The sequence below is a fragment of the Granulibacter bethesdensis genome (assembly GCF_001889545.1).
Classification (GTDB): domain Bacteria; phylum Pseudomonadota; class Alphaproteobacteria; order Acetobacterales; family Acetobacteraceae; genus Granulibacter; species Granulibacter bethesdensis_B.
This window is the reverse complement of the sequence record NZ_CP018194.1, coordinates 2,498,904-2,521,295: the sequence shown is the minus strand read 5'-3', so window position 1 is coordinate 2,521,295 and position 22,392 is coordinate 2,498,904. Positions and strand designations below refer to the sequence as shown.

General features: G+C 61.0%; 23 protein-coding genes. 10 read left to right on the top strand and 13 right to left on the bottom strand.

All coding sequences use genetic code 11. The annotated features are described in order from the left end of the window. Nucleotides 1-7: 7 nt before the first annotated feature. Nucleotides 8-928 carry a lysophospholipid acyltransferase family protein gene (locus GbCGDNIH8_RS11590; protein ID WP_072573305.1) on the top strand — a complete coding sequence of 307 codons (921 nt, stop codon included), beginning with the start codon at nt 8-10 and terminating at the stop codon, nt 926-928. Here GbCGDNIH8_RS11590 and GbCGDNIH8_RS11585 read toward each other — a convergent pair. The 7 genes from GbCGDNIH8_RS11585 to hslV all read right to left on the bottom strand — a co-directional run bounded on the left by GbCGDNIH8_RS11585 (nt 912) and on the right by hslV (nt 7,087). Then, nucleotides 912-2,327, bottom strand: coding sequence for an ATP-binding protein (locus GbCGDNIH8_RS11585; protein WP_253736038.1), 1,416 nt, complete (start codon nt 2,325-2,327; stop codon nt 912-914). The two genes, GbCGDNIH8_RS11590 and GbCGDNIH8_RS11585, sit on opposite strands and share 17 nt — an antisense overlap. Beyond that, nucleotides 2,324-3,043: a response regulator gene (locus GbCGDNIH8_RS11580; RefSeq protein ID WP_072573304.1), complete on the bottom strand. Its 720-nt coding sequence runs from the start codon at nt 3,041-3,043 to the stop codon at nt 2,324-2,326. The genes GbCGDNIH8_RS11585 and GbCGDNIH8_RS11580 overlap by 4 nt, the downstream gene beginning before the upstream one ends. After that, nucleotides 3,043-3,585 (bottom strand): MarR family winged helix-turn-helix transcriptional regulator, encoded by a 543-nt coding sequence (locus tag GbCGDNIH8_RS11575; RefSeq protein ID WP_072573303.1) that lies wholly within the window; start codon nt 3,583-3,585, stop codon nt 3,043-3,045. Before GbCGDNIH8_RS11575 ends, GbCGDNIH8_RS11580 begins: the two co-directional genes overlap by 1 nt. A 216-nt stretch (nt 3,586-3,801) precedes the next feature. After that, nucleotides 3,802-4,626, bottom strand: coding sequence for a TIGR01459 family HAD-type hydrolase (locus tag GbCGDNIH8_RS11570; RefSeq protein WP_072573302.1), 825 nt, complete (start codon nt 4,624-4,626; stop codon nt 3,802-3,804). Nucleotides 4,627-4,648: 22 nt separating this feature from the next. Beyond that, nucleotides 4,649-5,107 (bottom strand): SufE family protein, encoded by a 459-nt coding sequence (locus GbCGDNIH8_RS11565; RefSeq protein WP_072573301.1) that lies wholly within the window; start codon nt 5,105-5,107, stop codon nt 4,649-4,651. Between the two features lie 66 nt (nt 5,108-5,173). Beyond that, nucleotides 5,174-6,490, bottom strand: coding sequence for an ATP-dependent protease ATPase subunit HslU (gene hslU / locus GbCGDNIH8_RS11560; protein ID WP_072573300.1), 1,317 nt, complete (start codon nt 6,488-6,490; stop codon nt 5,174-5,176). Nucleotides 6,491-6,496: 6 nt separating this feature from the next. Next, complete coding sequence (hslV, locus tag GbCGDNIH8_RS11555; RefSeq protein WP_072573299.1) at nt 6,497-7,087, bottom strand: ATP-dependent protease subunit HslV; 591 nt, start codon at nt 7,085-7,087, stop codon at nt 6,497-6,499. A 102-nt stretch (nt 7,088-7,189) separates the two neighbouring features. Here hslV and hisB point away from each other — a divergent pair, with 102 nt between their 5' ends. The 8 genes from hisB (at nt 7,190) to GbCGDNIH8_RS11515 (ending at nt 12,026) form a co-directional block, all read left to right on the top strand. Continuing rightward, on the top strand, nt 7,190-7,780 hold the full coding sequence (gene hisB, locus GbCGDNIH8_RS11550) for an imidazoleglycerol-phosphate dehydratase HisB (protein ID WP_072573298.1): 591 nt from the start codon (nt 7,190-7,192) through the stop codon (nt 7,778-7,780). 13 nt (nt 7,781-7,793) lie between these two features. After that, complete coding sequence (locus tag GbCGDNIH8_RS11545; protein ID WP_072573297.1) at nt 7,794-8,201, top strand: hypothetical protein; 408 nt, start codon at nt 7,794-7,796, stop codon at nt 8,199-8,201. Beyond that, nucleotides 8,198-8,857, top strand: coding sequence for an imidazole glycerol phosphate synthase subunit HisH (gene hisH / locus GbCGDNIH8_RS11540; protein ID WP_072573296.1), 660 nt, complete (start codon nt 8,198-8,200; stop codon nt 8,855-8,857). Before GbCGDNIH8_RS11545 ends, hisH begins: the two co-directional genes overlap by 4 nt. Next, nucleotides 8,854-9,435 (top strand): GNAT family N-acetyltransferase, encoded by a 582-nt coding sequence (locus tag GbCGDNIH8_RS11535; protein WP_072573295.1) that lies wholly within the window; start codon nt 8,854-8,856, stop codon nt 9,433-9,435. Before hisH ends, GbCGDNIH8_RS11535 begins: the two co-directional genes overlap by 4 nt. A 16-nt stretch (nt 9,436-9,451) precedes the next feature. Further along, complete coding sequence (gene hisA / locus GbCGDNIH8_RS11530) at nt 9,452-10,180, top strand: 1-(5-phosphoribosyl)-5-[(5-phosphoribosylamino)methylideneamino]imidazole-4-carboxamide isomerase (RefSeq protein ID WP_072573294.1); 729 nt, start codon at nt 9,452-9,454, stop codon at nt 10,178-10,180. 138 nt (nt 10,181-10,318) lie between these two features. Beyond that, the gene (hisF, locus tag GbCGDNIH8_RS11525; RefSeq protein ID WP_072573293.1) at nt 10,319-11,095 is read left to right on the top strand and encodes an imidazole glycerol phosphate synthase subunit HisF; all 777 of its coding nucleotides are present in this window, start codon (nt 10,319-10,321) and stop codon (nt 11,093-11,095) included. A gap of 6 nt (nt 11,096-11,101) precedes the next feature. Continuing rightward, nucleotides 11,102-11,584 carry a phosphoribosyl-ATP diphosphatase gene (locus tag GbCGDNIH8_RS11520; RefSeq protein ID WP_072573292.1) on the top strand — a complete coding sequence of 161 codons (483 nt, stop codon included), beginning with the start codon at nt 11,102-11,104 and terminating at the stop codon, nt 11,582-11,584. A gap of 55 nt (nt 11,585-11,639) precedes the next feature. Beyond that, nucleotides 11,640-12,026: a histidine triad nucleotide-binding protein gene (locus GbCGDNIH8_RS11515; RefSeq protein WP_072573291.1), complete on the top strand. Its 387-nt coding sequence runs from the start codon at nt 11,640-11,642 to the stop codon at nt 12,024-12,026. A gap of 21 nt (nt 12,027-12,047) precedes the next feature. Here the strand turns inward: GbCGDNIH8_RS11515 and uvrC are convergent, their stop codons facing one another. The 4 genes from uvrC to GbCGDNIH8_RS11495 form a co-directional block, all read right to left on the bottom strand. Next, nucleotides 12,048-13,982, bottom strand: a complete 1,935-nt coding sequence (gene uvrC / locus GbCGDNIH8_RS11510; protein WP_172822953.1) for an excinuclease ABC subunit UvrC — start codon at nt 13,980-13,982, stop codon at nt 12,048-12,050. 392 nt (nt 13,983-14,374) lie between these two features. After that, nucleotides 14,375-15,154, bottom strand: a complete 780-nt coding sequence (locus GbCGDNIH8_RS11505; protein ID WP_072573290.1) for an SDR family oxidoreductase — start codon at nt 15,152-15,154, stop codon at nt 14,375-14,377. A gap of 135 nt (nt 15,155-15,289) precedes the next feature. Next, on the bottom strand, nt 15,290-17,491 hold the full coding sequence (gene uvrB / locus GbCGDNIH8_RS11500; RefSeq protein WP_072573851.1) for an excinuclease ABC subunit UvrB: 2,202 nt from the start codon (nt 17,489-17,491) through the stop codon (nt 15,290-15,292). Nucleotides 17,492-17,551: 60 nt separating this feature from the next. Beyond that, a complete protein-coding gene (locus GbCGDNIH8_RS11495; protein ID WP_072573289.1) occupies nt 17,552-18,220 on the bottom strand; it encodes a phosphatase PAP2 family protein in 669 nt (222 codons plus the stop codon). 92 nt (nt 18,221-18,312) lie between these two features. Here GbCGDNIH8_RS11495 and GbCGDNIH8_RS11490 point away from each other — a divergent pair, with 92 nt between their 5' ends. After that, nucleotides 18,313-19,296, top strand: a complete 984-nt coding sequence (locus GbCGDNIH8_RS11490; protein WP_072573288.1) for an alpha/beta hydrolase — start codon at nt 18,313-18,315, stop codon at nt 19,294-19,296. Here the strand turns inward: GbCGDNIH8_RS11490 and GbCGDNIH8_RS11485 are convergent. Next, nucleotides 19,282-20,997 (bottom strand): methyltransferase domain-containing protein, encoded by a 1,716-nt coding sequence (locus tag GbCGDNIH8_RS11485; protein WP_072573287.1) that lies wholly within the window; start codon nt 20,995-20,997, stop codon nt 19,282-19,284. The genes GbCGDNIH8_RS11490 and GbCGDNIH8_RS11485 overlap by 15 nt on opposite strands. After that, the gene (locus GbCGDNIH8_RS11480; protein WP_172822989.1) at nt 20,994-22,322 is read right to left on the bottom strand and encodes a UDP-glucose dehydrogenase family protein; all 1,329 of its coding nucleotides are present in this window, start codon (nt 22,320-22,322) and stop codon (nt 20,994-20,996) included. Before GbCGDNIH8_RS11480 ends, GbCGDNIH8_RS11485 begins: the two co-directional genes overlap by 4 nt. Nucleotides 22,323-22,392 lie beyond the last annotated feature (70 nt).

Genomic DNA, 22,392 nt, shown 5'->3' with positions numbered 1-22,392 from the left:
TTTGCCGATGAAGGTCTGGCACGCGATGCAGGGCCAGGCGCTGCGTCTGGTACTGGCATTGCTGAAGGGATTGGGCGCCGAGCGGGCTTCTGATCTCGGGGGTGCTGTGGCGCGCAGGATCGGGCCATATCTGCCGGTCAGCCGTGTCGCGGACAGGAATCTGCGTCTGGCCATGCCGGAACTGGATGCAGCAGCCAGACGGCGGATTATTGCCGGGGTATGGGATAATCTGGGCCGTACAGTAGCCGAATATCCACATCTGCCGTCGCTGAAGCGTACGCAGTCCGGACCGGGCTGGGAAATCGAGGGCGAGGACATTCTGCGTGCGCAGGCGGCGCGGGGAGGAGCCTGTATTTTCGTCTCCGGCCATATCGGCAACTGGGAAGTGCTGCCGCCTGCCGTGGCGACGTTCGGGATGTTCATGTCGAGCATCTATCGTGCGCCCGCCAATCCGGTGGTGGACGAAATCCTGCTTTCCTTGCGTCGTCGCGCCATCGGGGCGGAGATTCCGCTGTTTCCAAAGGGGGCGGCGGGGGCGCGGCAAAGTGTTGCGCATCTGCGGGCCGGTGGTTGTCTGGGGATGCTGATCGATCAGAAGATGAATGATGGTATCGAATCGTCGCTGTTCGGCTATCCGGCGATGACCGCCCCGGCGGCGGCGGCTCTGGCGCTGAAATTTAACTGTCCGGTGATCCCCGGTTATATGCGGCGTATCGGTCCGGCGCGGTTCCGCCTGATTGTGGAGCCGCCTTTGCCCCTGCCGGAGACCGGTCAGCGGGTCGAGGATATTGCGACGCTGACTTTCGCCATGAATCAGGTTCTGGAACACTGGATACGGGTGGTGCCGGAGCAATGGCTATGGCTGCACCGGCGCTGGCCGAAGCCGGTGATGGCGGCCCTTGAGGACGGTATCACACGGGCAGCATGATCCGTGCGCGCAGGCCGCCCAGCGGGCTGTCTTCCAGCGTGATGTCCCCGCCATGACTGCGGATGATGTCGCGGCTGATCGCCAGACCAAGCCCGGTCCCGCCTGCGGAGCCGGACTGGAACGGCCTGAAAGCGGCTTCCCGCCACTCCTGGGCCAGTCCCGGCCCATCATCATCCACCGTGACATGTACGGCCCGGGACCATGCGTTGATGCTCACTACCACCCGTTTCCCATGACGGCAGGCATTATCAACCAGATTGGCCACGGCGCGGCGGCATGCATCCGGGCGCAACGGCAGCATCAGCTCCGGCGGGGCTGAAAGCGTGATATCGGCTCCGGCGCGGCGGGCGCCGTTTACGACCCCCTGCACCAGCCGGACGAGGTCAGAGGGCTGGGTCTGCTCGGTTCCTTCACCGCGTGCAAACGCCAGATAGGCTTTGATCATCCGCTCCATATCTTCCAGATCGGCGATCATGGCCCGGCTTTCCTCCGGTAGTTCTTCCGGAGGTACAGTGGGCAACATGGCCACGGCCAGACGCAGGCGGGTCAGCGGCGTGCGCAGATCGTGGGAAACACCGGCCAGCATCTCTGTGCGTTGCGTGATGAAGCGGCGGATACGTTCCTGCATGCGGTTGAAGGCGGTGGCGGCACGGCGGACCTCGATAGCACCCTCCGGTTTGATCGGTCCGCGATCCCGTCCCATGCCGAAGGCTTCCGCTGCCCCGGCCAGACGTCGGATGGCCCGGACCTGATTGCGCATGAACAGGGCGGCGACGGCGAACAACAGCAGGGCGGAGCCCACGGTCCAGAACAGAAACAGATAGATAGTCGCCGTATAAAGCCGTTTGCGGGGTGCCTTCACATCCAGCACACCCTGCGGCAATTGCACATGGATCAGGACGGATTGGGTGTCGGAAATCCAGTCCATGGTGAAGGGCAGCTTGACCATTTCTTCCAGTGCGGCCCGGAGATCGTCATCCATCGGGCCAAGAATATTGTGGGGTTCCCGGGGGCTGAGGGTGGCTCCAGGCCGAATGGTGGCCATGATCGCGAACTGCCCCCATGCATGGCGCAGGATCCAGTCCTGATCGGCCGTGTCTGGAAAGCGGCGCAGCAGGTCGATCGTGTAGGCGATTTCTCCGGCTACCGAGGATGACAGGCGGCGGGAGATGACATCCAGATGGCTGCCGTAGAAAATCTTGAGCGAGATAGCCTGCACCAGTACCAGCGGCAGCAGGATGATCAGCAGGGAGCGACCCAGCAGGGAGCGAGGCAGAAATTTTTTAATGACCCGGCGCAGCCCGGCGCGTTGCATCCGACCAACCAGCTGGAAGCGGTGCGATGTGTCCTGCGCTTCCGGCAGGGCCGGGTCAGAGATGTGATCCTGCGGGCCGCTCATGGACCCGGTTTTAGCACATAGCCACGTCCTCGCACCGTGTGCAGGTAGCGGGGTTCCCTTGGATCGGTCTCGATCTTGCGGCGCAGGCGGGTAACCTGCACGTCAATGGCGCGCTCACTGGCCTCGTCCATGCTCAGTACCGCTGCCAGCTCTTCCCTGGAAAGAACTTCATTGGCCCGTCCGGCGAGGGCGGCCAGCAGGGCGGTTTCGCCGCCGGTCAGACGGGTTGTTCCATCCGGTCCCCGCAATTCGCTGCGATCGGGGTCGAAGATGATCTGCCCCAGCTTGACCGGCCCGGTCGGTGCGGGCGGTGTTGCCGGAATGGAGGTGCGCCGCAGCACTGCACGGATGCGTGCCACCAGCTCATCAGGTTCGAACGGTTTGGCCAGATAATCATCCGCCCCGGCTTCCAGCCCGGCAATCCGGTCTTCTGGGCCGCCGCGTGCCGTCAGCAGGATCACGGGCACGTCCTGCCCGTCCCGACGCAGACTTTCGGTGAGGCTCAGACCGTCTTCTCCTGCCATCATCACGTCCAGCACCATCAGATCGGGCTGAAGAAAGCCCATGGTCTGCCGCGCTACAGCGGCATTTTCAGCCGTGGTGACACGAAATCCGCGCTCGGCCAGAAAGCGGGACAGCAGGCGGCGCAGGCGGTCATCATCATCGACCACCAGGATCATGGTGGCTTCTCCGCCGCCCTGATCCGATAGCGCCATCAGATTTTCCTCCGATTCCGGAACGCCGGGTCCGCCTGATCAATGCAGGCGCGGGCATCGTTCCCGGCGAGGCTGTAGAGCACGCGGCGAAAACCCTCCACCGCATGGCCACCGGACTCGCGATAGGCGGCGGTCAGAATGGCTTTCTGACCTTCGAACAGACGGCGTTCCAGCGCCTCCCCGCTTTCGGTCAGACGCAGCAGGCGTTGACGACGATCTTCATGGCCGGGGGACTGCATGACATAGCCACGATCCACCAGACTACCCAGCACACGGGCCAGACTCTGTTTGGTAATCCGCAGGATCGACAGCAAATCGCTGACTGTCAGGCCGGGATTGCGGGCAATGAAATGCAGGGCGCGATGATGGGCGCGACCGAAGCCCAGCTCCTCCAGCGCAGCATCGGCGGAAGCAGTGAAGTCGCGATAGGCGAAGAACAGCAGATCCTGAGCCAGCCGCAATTCCTCCTCACGCAGGAATAACTGGTGGGTACCGGCCCCGTGAGAGGCTTCCGCAGGCCAGGACACTCGTTCTGATTGCATGATGACGTCGCCATCCCTGTTTTATCGAGGACTCCGGTTGCCGGGCGGTCAATGCAAGACCGTGATCGTGACCGTGCCGCTGTTCAAGTCATGAGGGTAGGAGGATTTCCTTGCTCTGTCCTCTTTCTCTCTGTGCTCCAATGGGGCATCCCAGTTGGCCTTTCAGATGGCGGATTCATGGCGAAAGAATGGCTGATACGCTGTCCGGTATCAGGATCAATGCTCCCGTACGGCGCGGGCATCCCATCTTAGCCCCGGCAGGATCATATCGGGATGGAGTTCATCATCCAGCACGGCCGGACCGGCAATCCCGGTCAGCACCAGGACGGCATGGCATCCAGCGGCGCGGGCGCCCTTGATGTCGTGTCTGACGCTGTCCCCGATGGCCACCACCCGTTCCCGTGGCGGATCGCCCAGCAGACGCAGGGTGTAATCATAGATCGAGGGAAAAGGTTTCCCGATCCAGCGGACCAGCCCGCCCAACTCGATATACATCTCGGCGATGCGCCCGGCCCCGAAAGCCTGTCCGCGCGGTGTCAGCATCACCAGATCAGGATTGACGCATAAAGCGGGCACACGCCGCGAGGCGGCGGGGGCAAGCAGGGTGCGATAATCGGCCAGCGGCACTTTCTCCCCCTCGCTGCCGCCGATGATGACCAGATCGCATTCCTGCGGGTCGCTGGTCATCGTCAGCCCATTGCCTTCCAGCATGGAGCAATCATGATCGCGGGAGATCAGCAGGCAGCGTGACGCGCCGGAGGTTTCCGGCAGAATCCCCGCGGCCAGCATATGCCACGCAACCTCGCCGGAGGAGATGTTCAGATCATAGGCGTCGTCCGGTACACCGATTTTGGCCAGCCGTTCCGCGTTCGGTCCGGCGCGGCGACCGGAGTTGGACAGCAGCGCCACCTGTTTGCCCATGGCGCGCAGCTGGTACAGCGCATCCAGTGCTCCCGGATAGGGATGGGTGCCGTCATGGACCGTGCCAAACTGGTCGATCAGAAAAACATCATGGTTTGCGGCAAGGTTCTGCAGGCTCATCCGCCGCACCTTTGATATCGGATCAGGCGCGGGACTGTGTCCGCACCGAAGCCGCCAGTTCATGAATTTTTCGCGCCATCGCTTCCAGCCCGCTACCCCGGTTGATGGAGAGCGATCCGGTCAGGCCAAGAGTTTTAAGCCAGACCGGATCGGTGGCAAGAATTTCCGCAGGTGTTCGGCCGGAATAGACCCGCAGCAGCAGCGCAATCAGCCCGCCGACGATCTGGGCATCGGATTTGCCGGCCAGATACAGCGCACCATTCTCGACCTGTGCCTCCATCCAGACCTGACTCTGACATCCCGGCACCTTGTGCGCGTCATTCATCCAGTCAGCAGGAAAAGGCGGCAGGGTTTTGCCCATATCGATGATGAACTGGTACCGATCCCAATCCTCATCGAACACGGACAACTCGTCCGCGATGGCCTCGATGGCGGCCTCTGCGCTGTCTTCGGGCGGATGGTAGAACGGATCGTCTGTCATGGCTGCGATGTGCGACCTGCCCGCCGCGCCGTCAAGCAGGCAGGTCGCAACGAAATCACAGGCCGGTCACAGAATGAAGCGGCTGAGATCGGCCTTGCCCGCCAGCGGGGCCACGCGGTCCCTGACCAGCGCCGCGTCGACGGTGACCAGTTCCCCCGCACGATCGGGGGCGGTGAAGCTGATATCTTCCAGCAGTTTCTCCAGCACCGTATGCAGGCGGCGGGCGCCAATATTTTCGACCCGGTCATTGATCTCCGCCGCGAGATCGGCCAGCGCGTCGATCGCATCGTCGGTGATGTCCAGATCGACCTGCTCGGTCCCCAGCAGAGCCTGATACTGTTTCAGCAGGGAATGTTCGGGTTCCACCAGAATCCGGCGCATATCGGCGCGTGACAGGGGTTGCAGCTCCACCCGAATCGGCAGTCGGCCCTGAAGCTCCGGCAGCAGATCGGACGGCTTGGCCAGATGGAACGCGCCGGAGGCGATGAACAGGATATGGTCGGTCTTCACCGGACCATATTTGGTATTCACGGTGGTGCCTTCGATGATCGGCAGCAGATCACGCTGTACGCCCTCGCGGGAGATATCGCCACCGCGCATGCCGCCTTCGGTGCTGCGGGCGCAAACCTTGTCGATCTCATCGATGAAGACGATGCCGTTGTTTTCGGCATGCTCCACCGCATCGCGCCCGAGCTTCTCATTATCCAGCAGCCGGTCGGCTTCCTCCCGTTGAAGCAGTTGCCGTGCGGCGGCGACGGTGAGTTTCTTCTGCTGCTGGCGATTGCCGAACATGCCCTTCATCATCTCGGTCAGATTGATCGCCTGACCGGGCGGGACGCCGGGAATATCGACCGATGGCGGTGCTGAGGGGGCGGAAGAGACCGAGATTTCGATTTCCTTGTCTTCCAGCTCCCCATTGCGCAGCATGCGGCGGAAATGGGAGCGTGTATCGGCCCCAGCCCCTTCACCGACCAGCGCGGTGAGCAGACGTTCTTCGGCGGCCAGCTCCGCCTGGGCCTGCACGTTCCGGCGGCTGGTGTCGCGCAGCATGGTCAGCGAGGCCTCGACCAGATCGCGCACGATGCTTTCGACGTCACGGCCGACATAACCGACTTCGGTAAATTTTGTGGCCTCGACCTTCAGGAACGGGGCCTGCGCCAGTTTGGCCAGACGGCGGGCGATTTCGGTCTTGCCGCAGCCGGTGGGGCCGATCATCAGAATATTCTTGGGGACGACTTCTTCCCGCATCGCTTCCGGCAGTTGCTGCCTGCGCCAGCGGTTGCGCAGGGCGATGGCCACGGCCCGCTTGGCATCGGTCTGGCCGACGATGAAGCGATCCAGTTCGGAGACGATTTCGCGGGGTGAATAGGTAGGGATGTCCATGATGCGTTATTCCGCCTCGCCACGGAGGGTTTCGACGATGACGTTACCATTGGTGTAGACACAGATATCGGCGGCGATGCGCATGGCGCGGCGGGCGATTTCCTCTGCTTCCAGCCCATCCACCGTCATCAGGGCGCGGGCCGCCGACAGCGCGTAATTCCCGCCGGAGCCGATGGCGATGATACCGTCTTCCGGTTCCAGCACGTCGCCATTGCCGGTCAGGGTGAAGCTGCGGCTTTGATCGGCCACCGCCATCATCGCTTCCAGCCGACGCAGATAGCGGTCGGTGCGCCAGTCTTTCGCCAGCTCCACGCAGGCGCGTTCCAGCTGGTTGGGAAAGCGTTCCAGCTTGGCTTCCAGTCGCTCCAGCAGGGTGAAGGCATCGGCGGTCGCGCCGGCGAAGCCCGCCAGAACCTGACCGCCCGCGCCGATGCGCCGGACCTTGCGGGCATTGCCCTTCACGACCGTTTGGCCGAGGCTGACCTGTCCGTCCCCGGCCATGGTAACAGTGTTTCCGCGACGGATGCAGAGAATGGTGGTGCCGTGCCAGCCCACAGGATCATGGGATGATGCGGCGGGATAGGGGGAGATGCTCATGATCGCCTCACATGGCGCTTCGACCGCATGGCGGCAAGGCCGGATCAACGGATTGATGTCTCAAAGCTGGTGTTTCGGAACAGGAGGCGCTAGCACTCCGCCATGACGCGCCAAGCCACCATCGACCGTACGACGTCGGAAACATCCATCCGGTTGAGCATCGACCTGGATGGAACCGGACAGACCGATATCGCCACCGGTATCGGGTTTCTGGATCATATGCTGACCGCTCTGGCACGCCATGCGCTGCTGGATCTGACGATCCGCGCCACAGGCGATCTGCATATTGATGATCACCACATGACCGAGGATGTCGGGATCGTGCTGGGGCAGGCGTTGCGACAGGCGCTGGGCGATAAAAAAGGCATTCGCCGCTTCGGCCATGCCATCGTGCCGATGGATGAGGCACTGGCCGAGGCCGCGATCGACCTGTCCGGTCGGGCGCATGTGGCATGGTCGGTTCCGTTCCTTCAGCCCAAGGTCGGCACGATGGATACCGAGCTGTTCGAGGAATTTTTCCGCGCTTTCGGGGGCAATGCGCTGATGACGCTGCATGTGACGCTCAAGGCCGGCACCAATACGCATCATGTGGCGGAGGCGTGTTTCAAGGCGGTGGCCCGGGCGCTGCGCATGGCAGTGGAGCGCGATCCCCGCGTCGGGGATGCCATTCCTTCCACCAAGGGCGCCCTGTAGAGCCTGTGCTGCAATGACGATCTGGACCGTTCATCTTCCCGATCCGGCGACAAAGGGCAGCGGATTGCCACGGGTCATTCCGGAGCAGTTCAGCATTCCGGCGACCTTGCTTGGGCCGCTCTGGCTGGGGATGCGGCAGGCGGTACTGCCGGCAATGATCCTGCTGGCCGGCTGGATACTGCTGGTCGCTTTTCTGCCTCCGCTTTGGCAGGGACCGATCTGTGCCGGGCTGATGGTGGCACAGGGATTGTTTGCTCAGGATCTGCGGCGCTGGTCACTGACACTGTCAGGATACAGGCTGGCAGGTGTCGTGGCGGCCGCCGATGCTGATACCGCGCTCAGTATGGCGCTGGCCCGGATGCACCGGATGGAGGAAAAACAGCAGGCCGCTCATCCGGCCCTGTGGGAGCAGACGGTATGAAAGTGGTGGTGATCGATTCCGGTACCGGCAATCTGGCCTCTGCACGTCGTGGGCTGGAGATTGCGGCCGGGCGCGCCGGGCTGGATGCAAAGGTCATTGCCTCCGCCGATCCGCTGGATGTCCGTACTGCCGACCGGATTGTACTGCCGGGACAGGGTGCTTTCGCCGATTGCGCGCGTGGCATTGCCGCAATCGAGGGTATGCGTGGCGCGATCGAGGAGGGCGTTGCAGCGGGCAAGCCTTTTCTGGGCATCTGTGTCGGCATGCAATTGATGGCCGAACGAGGTCTGGAGCATGAAGGCGCGCCGGGCTTTGGCTGGATCAAGGGCGAGATCGCACCGATAAGCTGCCCAGGTCTGCGTCTGCCGCAGATGGGCTGGAATGGATTGGATTTTACTTCTGCCGGCTGTGTGCATCCGCTGCTGAATGGATTGCAGCCGGATGATCATGCCTATTTCGTGCATGGATATGCATTGCGTGATGGAGATCATACCCAGATCCTCGCCACCACGGAGTATGGTGGTCCGGTGGTTGCGATGGTTGCCTCCGGCAACCGTGCCGGAACCCAGTTTCATGTGGAGAAAAGTCAGGAAGTCGGTTTGCGTATCCTGCAGAATTTCATGCTCTGGAATCCTGATGGAGTAAGCGGTTCATGACGGGCTCCCAACCGCCGGATGATCGTCATGGCGAGCAGCCTGCGCAGGATGTCGAGCGCGTCGAGACGCTGAGCGATGACGATATGGCCAGCCTGTGTGAAGCCGCGCATGCCGCCATTCTGGACGGTGGCGGCTCCGGCTGGATCATGCCGCCGGGGCATCAGGCACTGGAGCGATATTTTCGTGGCGTTCTGCTGGTGCCGGAGCGGGAATTGTTCATTGCCCGTCAGGGTGGTGCGGTGGTGGGTGCCGCACAGTTTATCCGCCCCGCCAAGAACGAGGAAGCCAGAGCATTCGGAGCGATGCTGGCGCATAGTTTCGTGGCTCCCTTCGCCCGTGGTTTCGGTCTGGCCCGTACGTTGACGGAACGGGTCGAGGATTGTGCGCGGGCGCTTGGATTTCAGGTGCTGAATCTCGATTTGCGGGAAGATCAGGAAGCAGCAAAAAAGCTTTACGAATCCATGGGCTATATTTGCTGGGGCACCCACCCGGTCTATGCCCGTGCGCGGGGGCAGACCCTGCGCGGATATTACTATTACAAGCTGTTGCAGGCTGACAGCCGCATCATGACGGCGTGACACGGACCGGAAGAACATGCGTTTCACACTTTACCCTGCCATTGACCTGAAAGATGGCCAGTGCGTTCGCCTTCGTCGTGGTGAAATGGAGGACGCAACCATCTATGGCAACGATCCTGCCGCCCGCGCCCGGCAATGGCAGGATGCAGGGTTTGCCTGGCTGCATGTGGTTGATCTGAACGGCGCCTTTGCCGGCCGTTCGGAAAATGCCGAGGCGATTACCGCCATTCTCGGCGCTGTTTCCGTCCCTGTTCAGCTGGGTGGTGGCATTCGTGACATGGCGGCCGTGGAGCGATGGATAGAGGCGGGTATTTCCCGTGTCATTCTCGGCAGTGCTGCCGTCAAAACGCCACAACTGGTCAAGGATGCTTGCCGGGCTTTTCCAGGGCGGATCGCGGTCGGGATTGATGCGCGTGACGGGTTTGTGGCCACTGAAGGCTGGGCTGAAACATCCTCGGTGGCGGCCGTTGAACTGGCTGCACGGTTCGAGGATGCAGGTGTGGCCGCGATCATCTACACCGATATTGGCCGTGATGGCATGCTGACGGGCCCGAATGTCGAACAGACGCTTGCTTTGGCGCGTGCCACGACGATCCCGGTGATTGCCAGTGGTGGTGTCGGGGATCTGTCGCATATTGTTGATGTTTATGACGCAGGAACAATTACAGGTGTCATACTTGGGCGTGCTTTATACGATGGTCGGGTAGACCCGGCAGCAGCCTTGCAGGCCGTCTCTTTGCGTTAACAAACCAAGGTGTGAAAACGGCGCACGAAGTTCTTGCATTTCCCCGGCTTTTAGCTGCAAAACCCCGCCACTTTTGGTGGCTGGCGCAGGCCAGTCCTGATCTTTAATTGTGCCGGTCGCCGGTGAACGGATTGCGCCGTGTTGAAGCTTCGTGTGATTCCCTGTCTGGACGTCAAGGACGGGCGTGTCGTCAAAGGCGTGAATTTCGTATCCCTGCGTGACGCAGGTGATCCGGTCGAGCAGGCAGCCCTGTATGATGCGGCTGGTGCGGATGAGTTGACCTTTCTGGATATTACGGCCAGCTCCGACAATCGTGATACTATTCTCGATGTGGTTGCCCGCACCGCCGAGCGGGTCTTTCTGCCGCTTACAGTTGGCGGCGGGGTCCGCACCGTGATGGATATGCGGCGCCTGCTGCTGGCGGGGGCTGATAAATGCAGCATGAATTCAGCCGCTGTGGCGCGTCCTGAGTTGATCAGGGAAGGGGCTGAAAAATTCGGCAGCCAGGCCATCGTGGTGGCCGTTGATGTCAAGAAAACGTTATCAGGCTGGGAAGTGTTTACCCATGGTGGTCGTACAGGAACCGGGCTTGATGCCATAGAATGGTGCCGTCAGGTGGCGTCTCTGGGCGCCGGGGAGATCCTGCTGACGAGTATGGATCGGGATGGAACGGGGCAGGGCTTCGACACCGAATTGTTGCGCCGGGTTTGTGCGGCTGTGTCGGTGCCGGTGGTCGCTTCTGGTGGCATCGGCACATTGCAGCATTTTGTCGAGGGTGCAGAAGCGGGGGCGACAGGGTTGCTCGCTGCATCAGTTTTTCATTTTGGCACGTTCACAATCGAACAGGTCAAAAATGCGTTGCATGCAGCGGGACAACCCGTTCGTTTCACCCGGCCTGCCATGCAGGCTGCCTGAGGGATCATGATGGTCAAAACCGTTAAGAAAAAAACAGTCACGAAGACGAATAAGAAAACGTCTGTTCCGTCTGCCGTAAAGAACAAAGCCAGGATACTTTCACCTCTGACTGATATTGATCCTGATAATGCGGTGCAGGTACTGAACCGGCTTTGGGAAGTGGTTATGCAGCGCCGGGATGCTGATCCTGCGGTCAGCCATTCTGCACGCCTGCTGTCCCGTGGTATCGGCAAGGTTGCGCAGAAATTCGGCGAGGAAGCCGTCGAATGTCTGATTGAGGCGGTGAGCGGCGACAAGGAAGCCCTGATCGGTGAAAGCGCTGATGTGCTGTATCACCTTCTGGTTTTATGGGTCGCGGTCGGGGTCGAGCCTGCCGAGGTATGGCGGGAACTTGCCAAGCGCGAAGGCATCAGCGGCATTGCCGAAAAAGCATCCCGTGCCAAAATATTGCCGCGCACTGCAGGGTTGAAGACGACTAAAATTCCCTGATCATACTGATCTGGTCATCAGACAGAAGATTTGGAAACAGAAAAGGCACAAGACAATGCCGGTCAGCGCCATCGGGGCTTATGACCCTGACAATATCTTTGCTCTTATTCTGCGAGGCGAAATCCCATGCCGCAAGGTGATGGAGAATGATCATGCGCTGGCCTTTCTGGACATCAATCCGCAGGCCCCTACCCATGTGCTGATTATTCCCAAAAAACCGTATATTTCTTTTGCGGATTTTACGGAGCGCGCTTCCGCGGAGGAAGTCGGGACGTTTTTCCTGACGGTTGGCAAGCTGGCGCGTGACATGGGGCTGGAAGTGCCGGGATACAGGCTGCTGGCCAATAGTGGTCAGGATGCCGGGCAGGAGGTGCCACATTTCCATGTGCATCTGTTTGCCGGGCGTCCGCTTGGTCCGATGCTGTTGAAAATTGAGGACTGAAAGACTCAGGGCCGCGCAGGCTTAGTCTGCGCGCGCACCCGGATGGAAATGGGCGTAGATGCGCATCGCGATTTCTTTCGAGATGCCCGGCGTGGCTTCCAGCGCCGCGAGCCCGGCCTGTTTGACACCGCGTGCCGAACCGAAATGATTAAGCAGGGCGCGTTTGCGGGCGGCTCCGATGCCGTCAATATCATCCAGTTCACTGCGGACCAGTGTTTTTGACCGCCCTGCCCGATGGGTGGTGATAGCGAAGCGATGCGCCTCGTCACGCAGACGCTGGAGGTAATAAAGCACCGGATCACGGGGTGGCAGCTGGAACGGTGCCTTGCCTTCGGTATGAAACCATTCGCGGCCTGCATCGCGATCAGGGCCTTTGGCAATGGCGACCAGTTTCACATCCGTGACACCGATCTCGTCCAGGATTCCGCGCACGGCTGATAACTGGCCAGCCCCGCCATCGATCAGCACCAGATCGGGCCAGTTGGCTTCCCCCTCTGGTCCTTCGGCGCGTTCCTTCAGGCCACGGCTGAAACGACGCTCCAGCATTTCGCGCATCATGGCGAAATCGTCGCCGGGCGTGATCGGGCCACGGATGGAAAATTTGCGGTAGGCCGATTTATTCCAGCCTTCCGGCCCTGCCACCACCATGACACCGTACGGGTTGGTCCCCATGATATGGCTGTTATCGTAAATCTCGATCCGGTTCGGGCGGGTGGGCAGGTCGAACAGCTCTGCCACGCCGTCCAGAAGCCGGTTCTGGCCAGCACTTTCGGCCAGTTTGCGTTCCAGTGCCTCTCTTGCATTGGTCTCCGCATGGGCGACCACGGCGCGTTTTTCTCCCCGTACCGGCACATGCAGCTCCACCCGGCGTCCTGCTTTCAGGCTGAGGGCTTCCGAGACCAGCCCTTCCTCTGCGATGGCATGATTGAGCAACAGTAAAGGCGGCGGGGGCTTGTCGTCATAGAACTGGGCGATAAAGGCTCCCAATACATCCTGTGCTGTCTCGGCACTGGTATGGGCAGGATAGAAGGCACGGTTGCCGTTATTATGGCCGCCACGGATGAAGAAAACCTGCACACAGCTCTGCCCCGCATCCTGCCAGACGGCGATGACATCCGCATTGCCGATGGAGGCCGGATTGACCACGGCGGTGCCCTGCACATGGGTCAGGCCACGGATACGGTCGCGGATGGCGGCGGCGCGCTCGAATTCCAGGGCTTCGGCGGCTTCTTCCATCTGGCGGGCGAGATCACGTTGGATGTCCGTGCCGCGCCCGGACAGGAAGGCCCGTGCCTGATCGACCAGCTCAGCATAATCCTCCTGACTGATACGGTCCACGCAGGGGGCAGAGCAGCGGCGGATCTGGAACAGCAGGCAGGGGCGGGAGCGGTTGGCGAACACACTGTCCGAGCAGGAGCGCAGCAGGAAAATACGCTGCATGGCGGTCACGGTCTGGTTCACGGCCCAGGCCGAGGCAAACGGCCCCCAGTAGCTGGCGGCTTTTCTTGTCTGTGCGCCGCGATGTTTCATGATCTGAGGAAAGGCATGATCCTCGGTCAGCATCAGCCATGGATAGGATTTGTCATCCCGCAGCACGATGTTGAAGCGCGGCTTGAGCCGCTTGATCAGATTGGCTTCCAGCAGCAGGGCTTCGGCTTCGGTATGGGTGGTGACGATCTCCATGGAAACCGTCTCGCTCACCATGCGACGCAGCCGCTCGGGCAGGCGGTGGATCTGGGTGTAGCTCGCCACACGTTTTTTCAGGCTGCGCGCTTTGCCGACATACAGGGCTTCGCCTTGTCCATCGAGCATCCGGTATACGCCCGGCCTGTCCGGCAACAGTTTCAGCATTGCCTCAATGACAGTCACCCCTTTGCCTGGGAGTGCCTCGACAATTGGCAGGGAGGGATTTTCAGCCTCTTTCGGCGGGCTGGCGGGAGTATCGGGCATAGTCATGGATTAGGGGTTGCCCCGTACTTCCTCAAGGGTTGACCGCCCTGATGTCGGGGCAGGAAGGGGATCAGAGACAGGATAAAATTCATCCACCAAAGCTGTGGATAACATTGTGGAATAAGCTGCGCACATTTGCGTCAAACCCGCAGTACACAAGGGTTACACGCCGATTGCACAGATTCGAAGCAACAGTATAAGTCATTGAATTATATAGTTTTATTCTTTGTGGAGAACCCAGGCGCTGTCATCATACTGAAAAATATGATTCTCTTGCGCCGCAGGTGGACAAGTCTGGCCGGAACCCGCTTTGGGAAGAGAGTGTCAAGCATAAGAATCTGTGAGTCTGCCAATTTTATGGCTTGACCGGTTTTCAGATCGCGACAGCAAAAAAGGTCTTATTCAACCAGAGTCGTAATCCCGGCCCCTTGCAGATGCTGCCCGCCATCCAGTGCCAACATCTGACCGGTCACGGAGGGCAGGGCCAGCAGAAACAGGACGGCGCGGGCGATTTCATCGGGATTGGTGCCATGGCCGAGCGGGACGCTGCGGCATTGTTCCGCGAACTGGTCCGGGGTCTGCCGTTTGCTGGGGGCTGCCGGACCGGGGCCGATGGCATTCACACGGATGCGGGGCGCCAGAGCCAGAGCCAGCGTGCGGGTCAGGGTCCACAAGCCGCTTTTCGCCACCGTATAGGAGATGAAACCCGCTCCCGGCGCCCAGACGCGCTGATCGATCATATTGATCACAGCCCCCTGTGCCGTTGCGGGCAGCAGACGGGCAAAGGACTGGGCCAGAACCAGCGGTGCGCGGAGATTGGTCTCCATATGCCGATCCCAACTGTCGCGGGTCGCGTCATGCCAGGCATCGAATTCGAAAATGGCGGCGTTGTTGATCAGCACGCCGATCGGTCCCAGCGCATCAGTCGCGTCCTGCATCAGCCGATGGGTATCCTGTTCGCGCCCGAGATCAGCTTGCAGGGAGACGGCATTCCGCCCGCTCTGGCGCAGGGTGGTGACGACCTCTTCGGCCTCGGTGCGGCTGGTTCCGTAATGCACGGCGACTGAAAACCTGGCCTCTCCCAGCGCCAGAGCAATGGCGCGCCCGATACGGCGGCCGGCCCCGGTGACCAGGGCGGTGCGCGGCATGGCTTCAGACAGGGGCAGTAAATGCAGCATGGGACGATGGTTCCACGATGAGATAATCCTGTGAGGCCGGCACCCAGTGAGTGCAAGGCCCAACCAGTGCAAGCATGCCATACCGGGCAGACGGCTCCTGCCACGGTTCGATGTCAGTATGCCAGCGGGCTGGTCTTATCCCCTCCGTCGCCGACCTCTGACCTTGGAGGGGTCATAACCTCCGCCGCCGGGGCCAAGCGGTTGCGGCGTGCGGTCCTTGCGGGTCCGTCCGCCATCTTTCTGCGCACCGGCCCGCATGGAGGAAGCCGGGGCCGGTACAGGGGGCAGGCCCATTTCCAGTGCTTCCAGACGGCGTATTTCGTCGCGCAGGCGTCCGGCTTCCTCGAACTCAAGATCGGCGGCAGCGGCGCGCATCCTGCGTTCCAGCTCGGTGATGGAGGCGCGCAGATCCTTGCCCACGAACTCGGCGGCCGAGGTGGCGGAGGTCGGGGCGACCGTGACGTAATCCTGTTCGAATACGCTTTCCAGCATTTTGCCGATCTGCTTGCGCACCGTGGTCGGGGTGATGCCGTGGGCTTCGTTCCATGCTTTCTGCCGCTCCCGACGGCGGGCGGTTTCCTCCACCGCGAAGGTCAGGGAGCGCGTCATGGTATCTGCATACAGGATCACACGCCCCTCCACATTGCGTGCGGCGCGGCCGATGGTCTGGATCAGCGAGGTCTGGCTGCGCAGGAACCCTTCTTTATCCGCATCCAGAATGGCAACCAGTGAGCATTCCGGAATATCCAGCCCCTCCCGCAGCAGGTTGATGCCGATCAGCACATCGAAGACGCCGACGCGCAGATCGCGAATGATCTCGATCCGTTCCAGCGTGTCCACGTCGGAGTGGAGGTAGCGGACCTTCACCCCGTGCTCGGTGAGATATTCGGTCAGATCCTCTGCCATGCGCTTGGTCAGCGTGGTGACCAGCACGCGATTTCCTTTGGCAGTGACGAGGCGTATTTCCGCCAGCAGGTCATCCACCTGATGTTCCACCGGGCGGATCTCCGTGATCGGATCGATCAGCCCGGTCGGGCGGATCACCTGTTCGGCAAACACCCCGCCGGTCTGTTCCATTTCCCACGGTCCGGGTGTTGCGCTGACGAACACGGTTTCCGGTCGGAAACGCTCCCATTCATCGAATTTCAGCGGCCTGTTATCAATGCAGGAGGGCAGGCGGAAACCGAACTCCGACAGAATGGATTTCCGGGCATGGTCGCCCCGCTCCATGCCGCCGATCTGCGGCACGGTGACATGGCTTTCATCGACGATCAGAATGGCGTTGTCCGGCAGATATTCAAACAGGGTCGGCGGCGGGTCTCCCGGCGCGCGCCCGGAAAGATAGCGGGAGTAATTCTCGATTCCCTTGCAGGAGCCAGTGGTCTCCATCATCTCGATGTCGAACGTCACGCGCTGACGCAGGCGCTCGGCTTCCAGCACCTTGCCTTCGGCGTCGAATTCGGCCAGCCGCTGTTGCAGCTCCTGTTTGATTTCCTTGATCGCCTGGCTGAGCGTGGGGCGAGGTGTGACATAGTGGCTGTTGGCGTAGACGACAGCCTCTTCCAGTTTTGCAGTTACATTGCCGGTCAGGGGATCGAATTCGCTGATCGCGTCGATCTCGTCACCGAACAGGCTGATGCGCCAGGCCCGGTCCTCATGGCTGGCGGGGAAGATATCGACCGTCTCTCCACGCATTCTGAACGTGCCGCGCTGGAAGGCGGCATCGTTGCGGCGATATTGCAGATCAACCAGCGCCCGGGCCAGCGCATCCCGGTCGATCTGGCCGCCCACCTGCAACCGTACCACCATTTTCGCGTAGGTCTCGACCGAGCCGATACCGTAAATGCAGGAGACGGAGGCGACGATGATGACATCGTTCCGCTCCAGCAGGGCCTGGGTGGCGGCGTGACGCATCCGGTCGATCTGCTCGTTGATCTGGGCGTCTTTTTCAATATAGGTGTCGGTGCGCGGAACGTAGGCTTCCGGCTGATAGTAGTCGTAATAGCTGACGAAATATTCGACCGCGTTATTGGGAAAGAACGACTTCATCTCCCCATAGAGCTGGGCTGCCAGAGTCTTGTTCGGCGCCAGAATCAGGGCTGGACGCTGCATTTCCTCGATCACCTTGGCCATGGTGAAGGTTTTGCCGGAGCCGGTGACGCCCAGCAGCACCTGATTGCGCTCCCCTTGCCGGAGTCCGTTGACCAGCTCCCTGATCGCGGTTGGCTGATCACCATCGGGCTTGTAGTCAGAGACGACTTCCAGCGCCTTTGTGACGGGTTTCGCGGGCTGTTTTTGCGGCATGAACAGCATGGGATGGGCGGCGATCTGGGACATGACGGGAAGATGGGCGGCCACACGCCCCGCTGCAAGCAAAACTGCCTGTCCTGATCTTTCTCAGGATCGTTCAGAAGAGCGTATGATGGTGGACAGGCCCGCTCCACAGGTGATGCCGGTGAGCATGCCCGCTGTCACATCACTGATGAAGTGAAAATCGGCCCCCAGCAACCCGATTGCGACACAGGCGACTGGCAGCAGCCAAAAGCCGCGCAGTTCCGGAAGCCTGTCGCGCAGTGCCGCCATGGGGGCGGTGATCATCGTCGTATGGCCGGAGGGGAAAGAGGCCCAGCCCCGCCCGCCATGCAGCGGGAAAAAACCGAAGATACCGTTGCCAATCCAGGACGGGTTGTTGTCGATCCATGTTTCCGGCCATGGACGACCGAACAGGTATTTGAGTTCATCCTTCACAGGCACGGCCACCAGCGCGGCCAGAGCGGCTGCGATCAGCGCCCATCCCATCCTGCCGGGCCGCCAGCGCCCGGATGCCGCCGCCAGTGCCGCCAGCAACAGATAGAGCGCACCGAGGGGCGCCGCCATTTCGGCCGGGCGTGTCATCCAGATGAAAACCGGTTTCCATGGCGGCAGGATGGCATGTGCCCAGCTCGACCAGCCCCGATCGAGCAAGGGAATGGCCAGCATGGTCATAATTGTCGCCAGTCCCGTCAGTGGCCACCAGACAGGGCGGGATGAAGTTGTATCATCGCTGCTATGACGGAGACTGTACATGCGGGTCTTCCATAAAGCTGGCTTTTTGGGCGTGGATTGGATAGCGGAAGCGTCTTTGCTTCGAAACAGACGAGAGAGAGACAAAACAAGCCGTGTCGAGTCTCCGTCTTCGTACCCTGCTGCCAATCCTTCGCTGGAAGGTGAAACGCCGTTTGTCCCGTGTGCAGGATGTGCGGGAACTGCGTCGTGATTTTGCGCTGACCATTCGCCGCCTGCCGGGTGACATGCAAATCAGCATGAAAGACATGGGCGGGGTGGATACCGAGCATCTGTGTACCCGCTCTGTCGGAGGGGTGACCAAGGCTCTGCCGACCACCCTGTTGTATTTGCACGGGGGCGCTTATCTGGGCTGCTCTCCGGCCACACACCGCCCGATTACCTCGTTTTTCGCGCGGGCCGGGTTTGAAGTCTATGCGCCTGCCTATCGTCTGGCTCCGGAAAATCCGTTCCCGGCTGCGGTAGAGGATGCGCTGGCGGTGTATCGGGCATTGCTGGACTCTGGCATTCCGCCCGCCCGTTTGGCCATTGCCGGAGATTCGGCGGGGGGCGGTCTGGCGCTGTCCCTGATGCTGGCGGCGAAACAGGCCGGGCTGCCATTGCCGGTGGCGGCGGCGCTGTTTTCTCCCTGGACAGATCTGGCGGCAACCGGAGCGTCCCTGAAATATAACGCCCATCGGGACGTGATGCTGGATGGTGATGTGTCTCGGGCGGCGGCGCTCTATCTTCAGGGGGCAGACCCGTACCATCCGCTGGCCTCGCCGCTTTATGGTGCGCTTGACAGGCTTCCCCCGCTGCTGATCGAGGTCGGGGCGGACGAGGTTCTGCTGGATGATGCCTTCAGGCTCACGGAGCGCGTGCGGAGCACCGGTGGCACTGTCGATCTGCGTATCTGGCCGAAAGTGCCGCATGCGTTCCAGATTTTCGCGGCTTTCGTACCGGAAAGCCGTGAATCGCTCCGTCGGACCTCCCGCTTCCTGCATCGCGTGGCAGGCGACCGGGATCGACATGTGCCCCAGGCCGCTTTCCCCTCACCGGCAAAAGATGAGGTACTGGGGAAGGCGTTATCCTTCCCGTAATGCGGGCATACGCTCCAGCAGGGCGGCATTGAGCACATCCTTGCGCGCCCACAGGCTGCGATACCATGCGGCGCGTGCCGCCATCTGATAGGCCAGCATCCGTTCGGAGGCGACATACCGCCGGGCCGTGGTGGCGATCTGCAGAACGGCGTCAGGATTATTGACCAGAGTCACGAGCTTTTCCTGAAGCTCGGCCCCGGTGCGGAACAGAATGCCGGTCTTGCCGTCCTGAATGCTGTTCTCATACGCCACGGGGGTGGCCAGGGCGCAGACGCGATGAGAAGCGGCCTCGATGAATTTCAGGTCGCTTTTGACACGGTTGAAGGGCGTGTCCTGCAAAGGCATGAAGGACAGCTCGCAATCCGACAGTTTCTGATGATAGGCCGCATAGTCCAGCGTATCTGAGAAGGATTTGTGCGGCGTGTCCAGCGCATCGAAAAATCCCCGGTCCCGCACGACCTCGAAATGCAGCCGCTCTCCGCAGAGCCGCGCCGCTGTGTTGAGGGCATCGATATAGGGGGGCCAGTCGTTTTCACGATTGATCCCCGCGAACAGCATCCTCATCTGCGGGCGTTTTGCATGATTGTGCGGCACGGGCAGGGCGCGGATGCCATTGGGGAATATGGCGACTTCCGGATTGTCTTTACGGAACACATCCGCCAACCCCATGGTGGTGGTCTGGATTGCGTGCACGCCACGGAAATTCCACATATCCGGGCGTTGCAGAACAGGGATGTAATCCGGATGATCGTCGAACTCTGTAACGATCAGAAATCCTTGCCGGAGGATTCCCCGCAGCACGGACAGCCCTTCCTCTCCGGCCAGAGCAGGGCGATGGAAAATCCAGATTTTCGGCAAGGACGGATCGGGCGGAGGCAGTTCGCCACCCTTGATGATCGCCGCCCGGATGCCCGGCTCGGCAGCCAGAGCACGCATCGGTTCGATCACCCTGACATCGCTGACACCGCCAACCGGCGCCAGGATGGTGGAATAGACCTGAACAGTGGCAGGCCCCCCGGCACGGGCACGCCAGACATATTGCATCGGCAGGGCGCGCCGCGCATAGGCGTCCGGATCAACCTGCATCGTCTGAAGCACCGGTTTCAGGGCATTGATGACCTGTCGTCCCTGCTCGGCCTCGAAAATACGCGGCAGACAGTCGATGGGCTGCAACCCTGCGGCACGGATGCAGCTTTCCATCATGGCCTGTGAGAAAAAACGCAGATGCGTGCGGTCCAGCAGGCCGGTATCGCTGTAGTCGAACGTCCCGGTCAGAAGGCGTGCGGTGATGCTCCAATGCTCGACATTGGGCATGCAGATGATGACGACACCACCTGGAGCCAGCAATGTCTCCACATGATTTTTCAGGAGCGCCCAGGGATCCTGAAGATGCTCCAGCACATCGCCATAGATCAGGCAGTCGACGCGCCCAAGCAGCTCGTCAGGAAAAATGGCGGTTTCCACATCGCTGTTGATCACCGTCTCCAGCCGGGATGAGGCGAGGCGGGCGGCCTGTTGGTTGGTCTCTATTCCGAAGACCCGGGCGGCTGGATTGATCTGCTTGTAGGCAGCCCCCAGCGCCCCACTGCCGCAGCCCACATCAAGCACGATGCGGGCTGATAATGGAATCCGGTCCAGAATGTCAGGATTGGGAATATCGGGATATTTCCATGCCTCATCTACAGCAGGCGCAGTGGTCACGCGTCTTGATGCCTTTGCTCTGGGCGCCCGATGGAGGAGTAGGAGAAGCCGGCCTCTCGCATCGCGGCAGGGTCGAAGACATTACGCAGATCAACAACCACTCGTCCATTCATCTCCGAAAGCAGTTTTTCGGGAGAAAGAGCACGGAATTCGTTCCATTCGGTGATGACCACCAGAGCATCGGCGCCGGAGAGCGCCTCGATGGCACTGCTCACATACGTAATGGCATCCGGCAACAGGGGGCGGGCCTGCTCCATCCCTTCCGGATCATAGGCAATGATCGAGGCTCCCGCCTGATGCAGCAGGGTCAGGATGGGAATGGAAGGGCTGTCTCGCATATCGTCGGTTTCGGGTTTGAATGTCAGGCCCAGCACGGCGATTCGTTTGCCGTTCACGCTGCCTCCGCAGGCGGTGATGATGCGTTCTGCCATCTGTGCCTTGCGGGCATTGTTGATATCGACCACCGTCTCGATCAGCCTTGTCGGCGCACCCGCATCATGGGCGATCCGCACCAGGGCCAGAGTATCCTTCGGGAAGCAGGATCCGCCAAAGCCCGGACCGGGATGCAGGAATTTTCTGCCGATCCGGCCATCCAGACCGATGCCTTTCGCAACATCGTGCACATCCGCACCCGTTGCCTCGCAAAGATTGGCCATCTCGTTGATGAAGGTGACCTTCATCGCCAGAAACGCATTGGCGGCATATTTGGTCAGTTCTGCTGTTTCCAGCCCGGTATGCAGGATCGGAGTCTCGATCAGGTTCAGCGGGCGGTAAAGACGGCTCAGCACTTCTCTGGCGTGGGGGGTGGAACTGCCAACCACCACGCGGTCTGGGCGCATGAAGTCGCCGATCGCGTTCCCCTCACGCAGGAATTCGGGGTTGGAGGCAACGTCAATCTCCAGATCGGGACGAATTTCGCGCACCAGCGCTTCCAGCCTGCGGCCAGTGCCGACCGGGACGGTTGATTTGGTCACCAGGACACAGGGGGCGGTCAGTGCCTTTGCAACCTGTTCGGCGGCGGCGAAAACATAGGTCAGATCGGCATGGCCGTCACCGCGCCGGGTCGGCGTGCCGACGGCGATGAACACAGCCTCCACATCCTTGACGGCCGCCGGCAGATCATTGCCGAAAGACAGGCGGCCTGCGGCGACATTGTCGGCAACCAGCTTGTCCAGTCCCGGCTCGTAGATCGGCATCCGGCCGTCCAGCAAAGCCGCCAGCTTGGCCGGATCGGATTCCACGACCGCGACCTCAACCCCGAATTCGGCAAAACAGGCCGCGGAGACCAGCCCGACATATCCGCCTCCGATCATGGCAATGCGCATTGATCCAGTGATCTCCTCTTCATCAGGATGATGGGTCGTTGAAGTGGGGGCAAGATAATGATTATTTTTT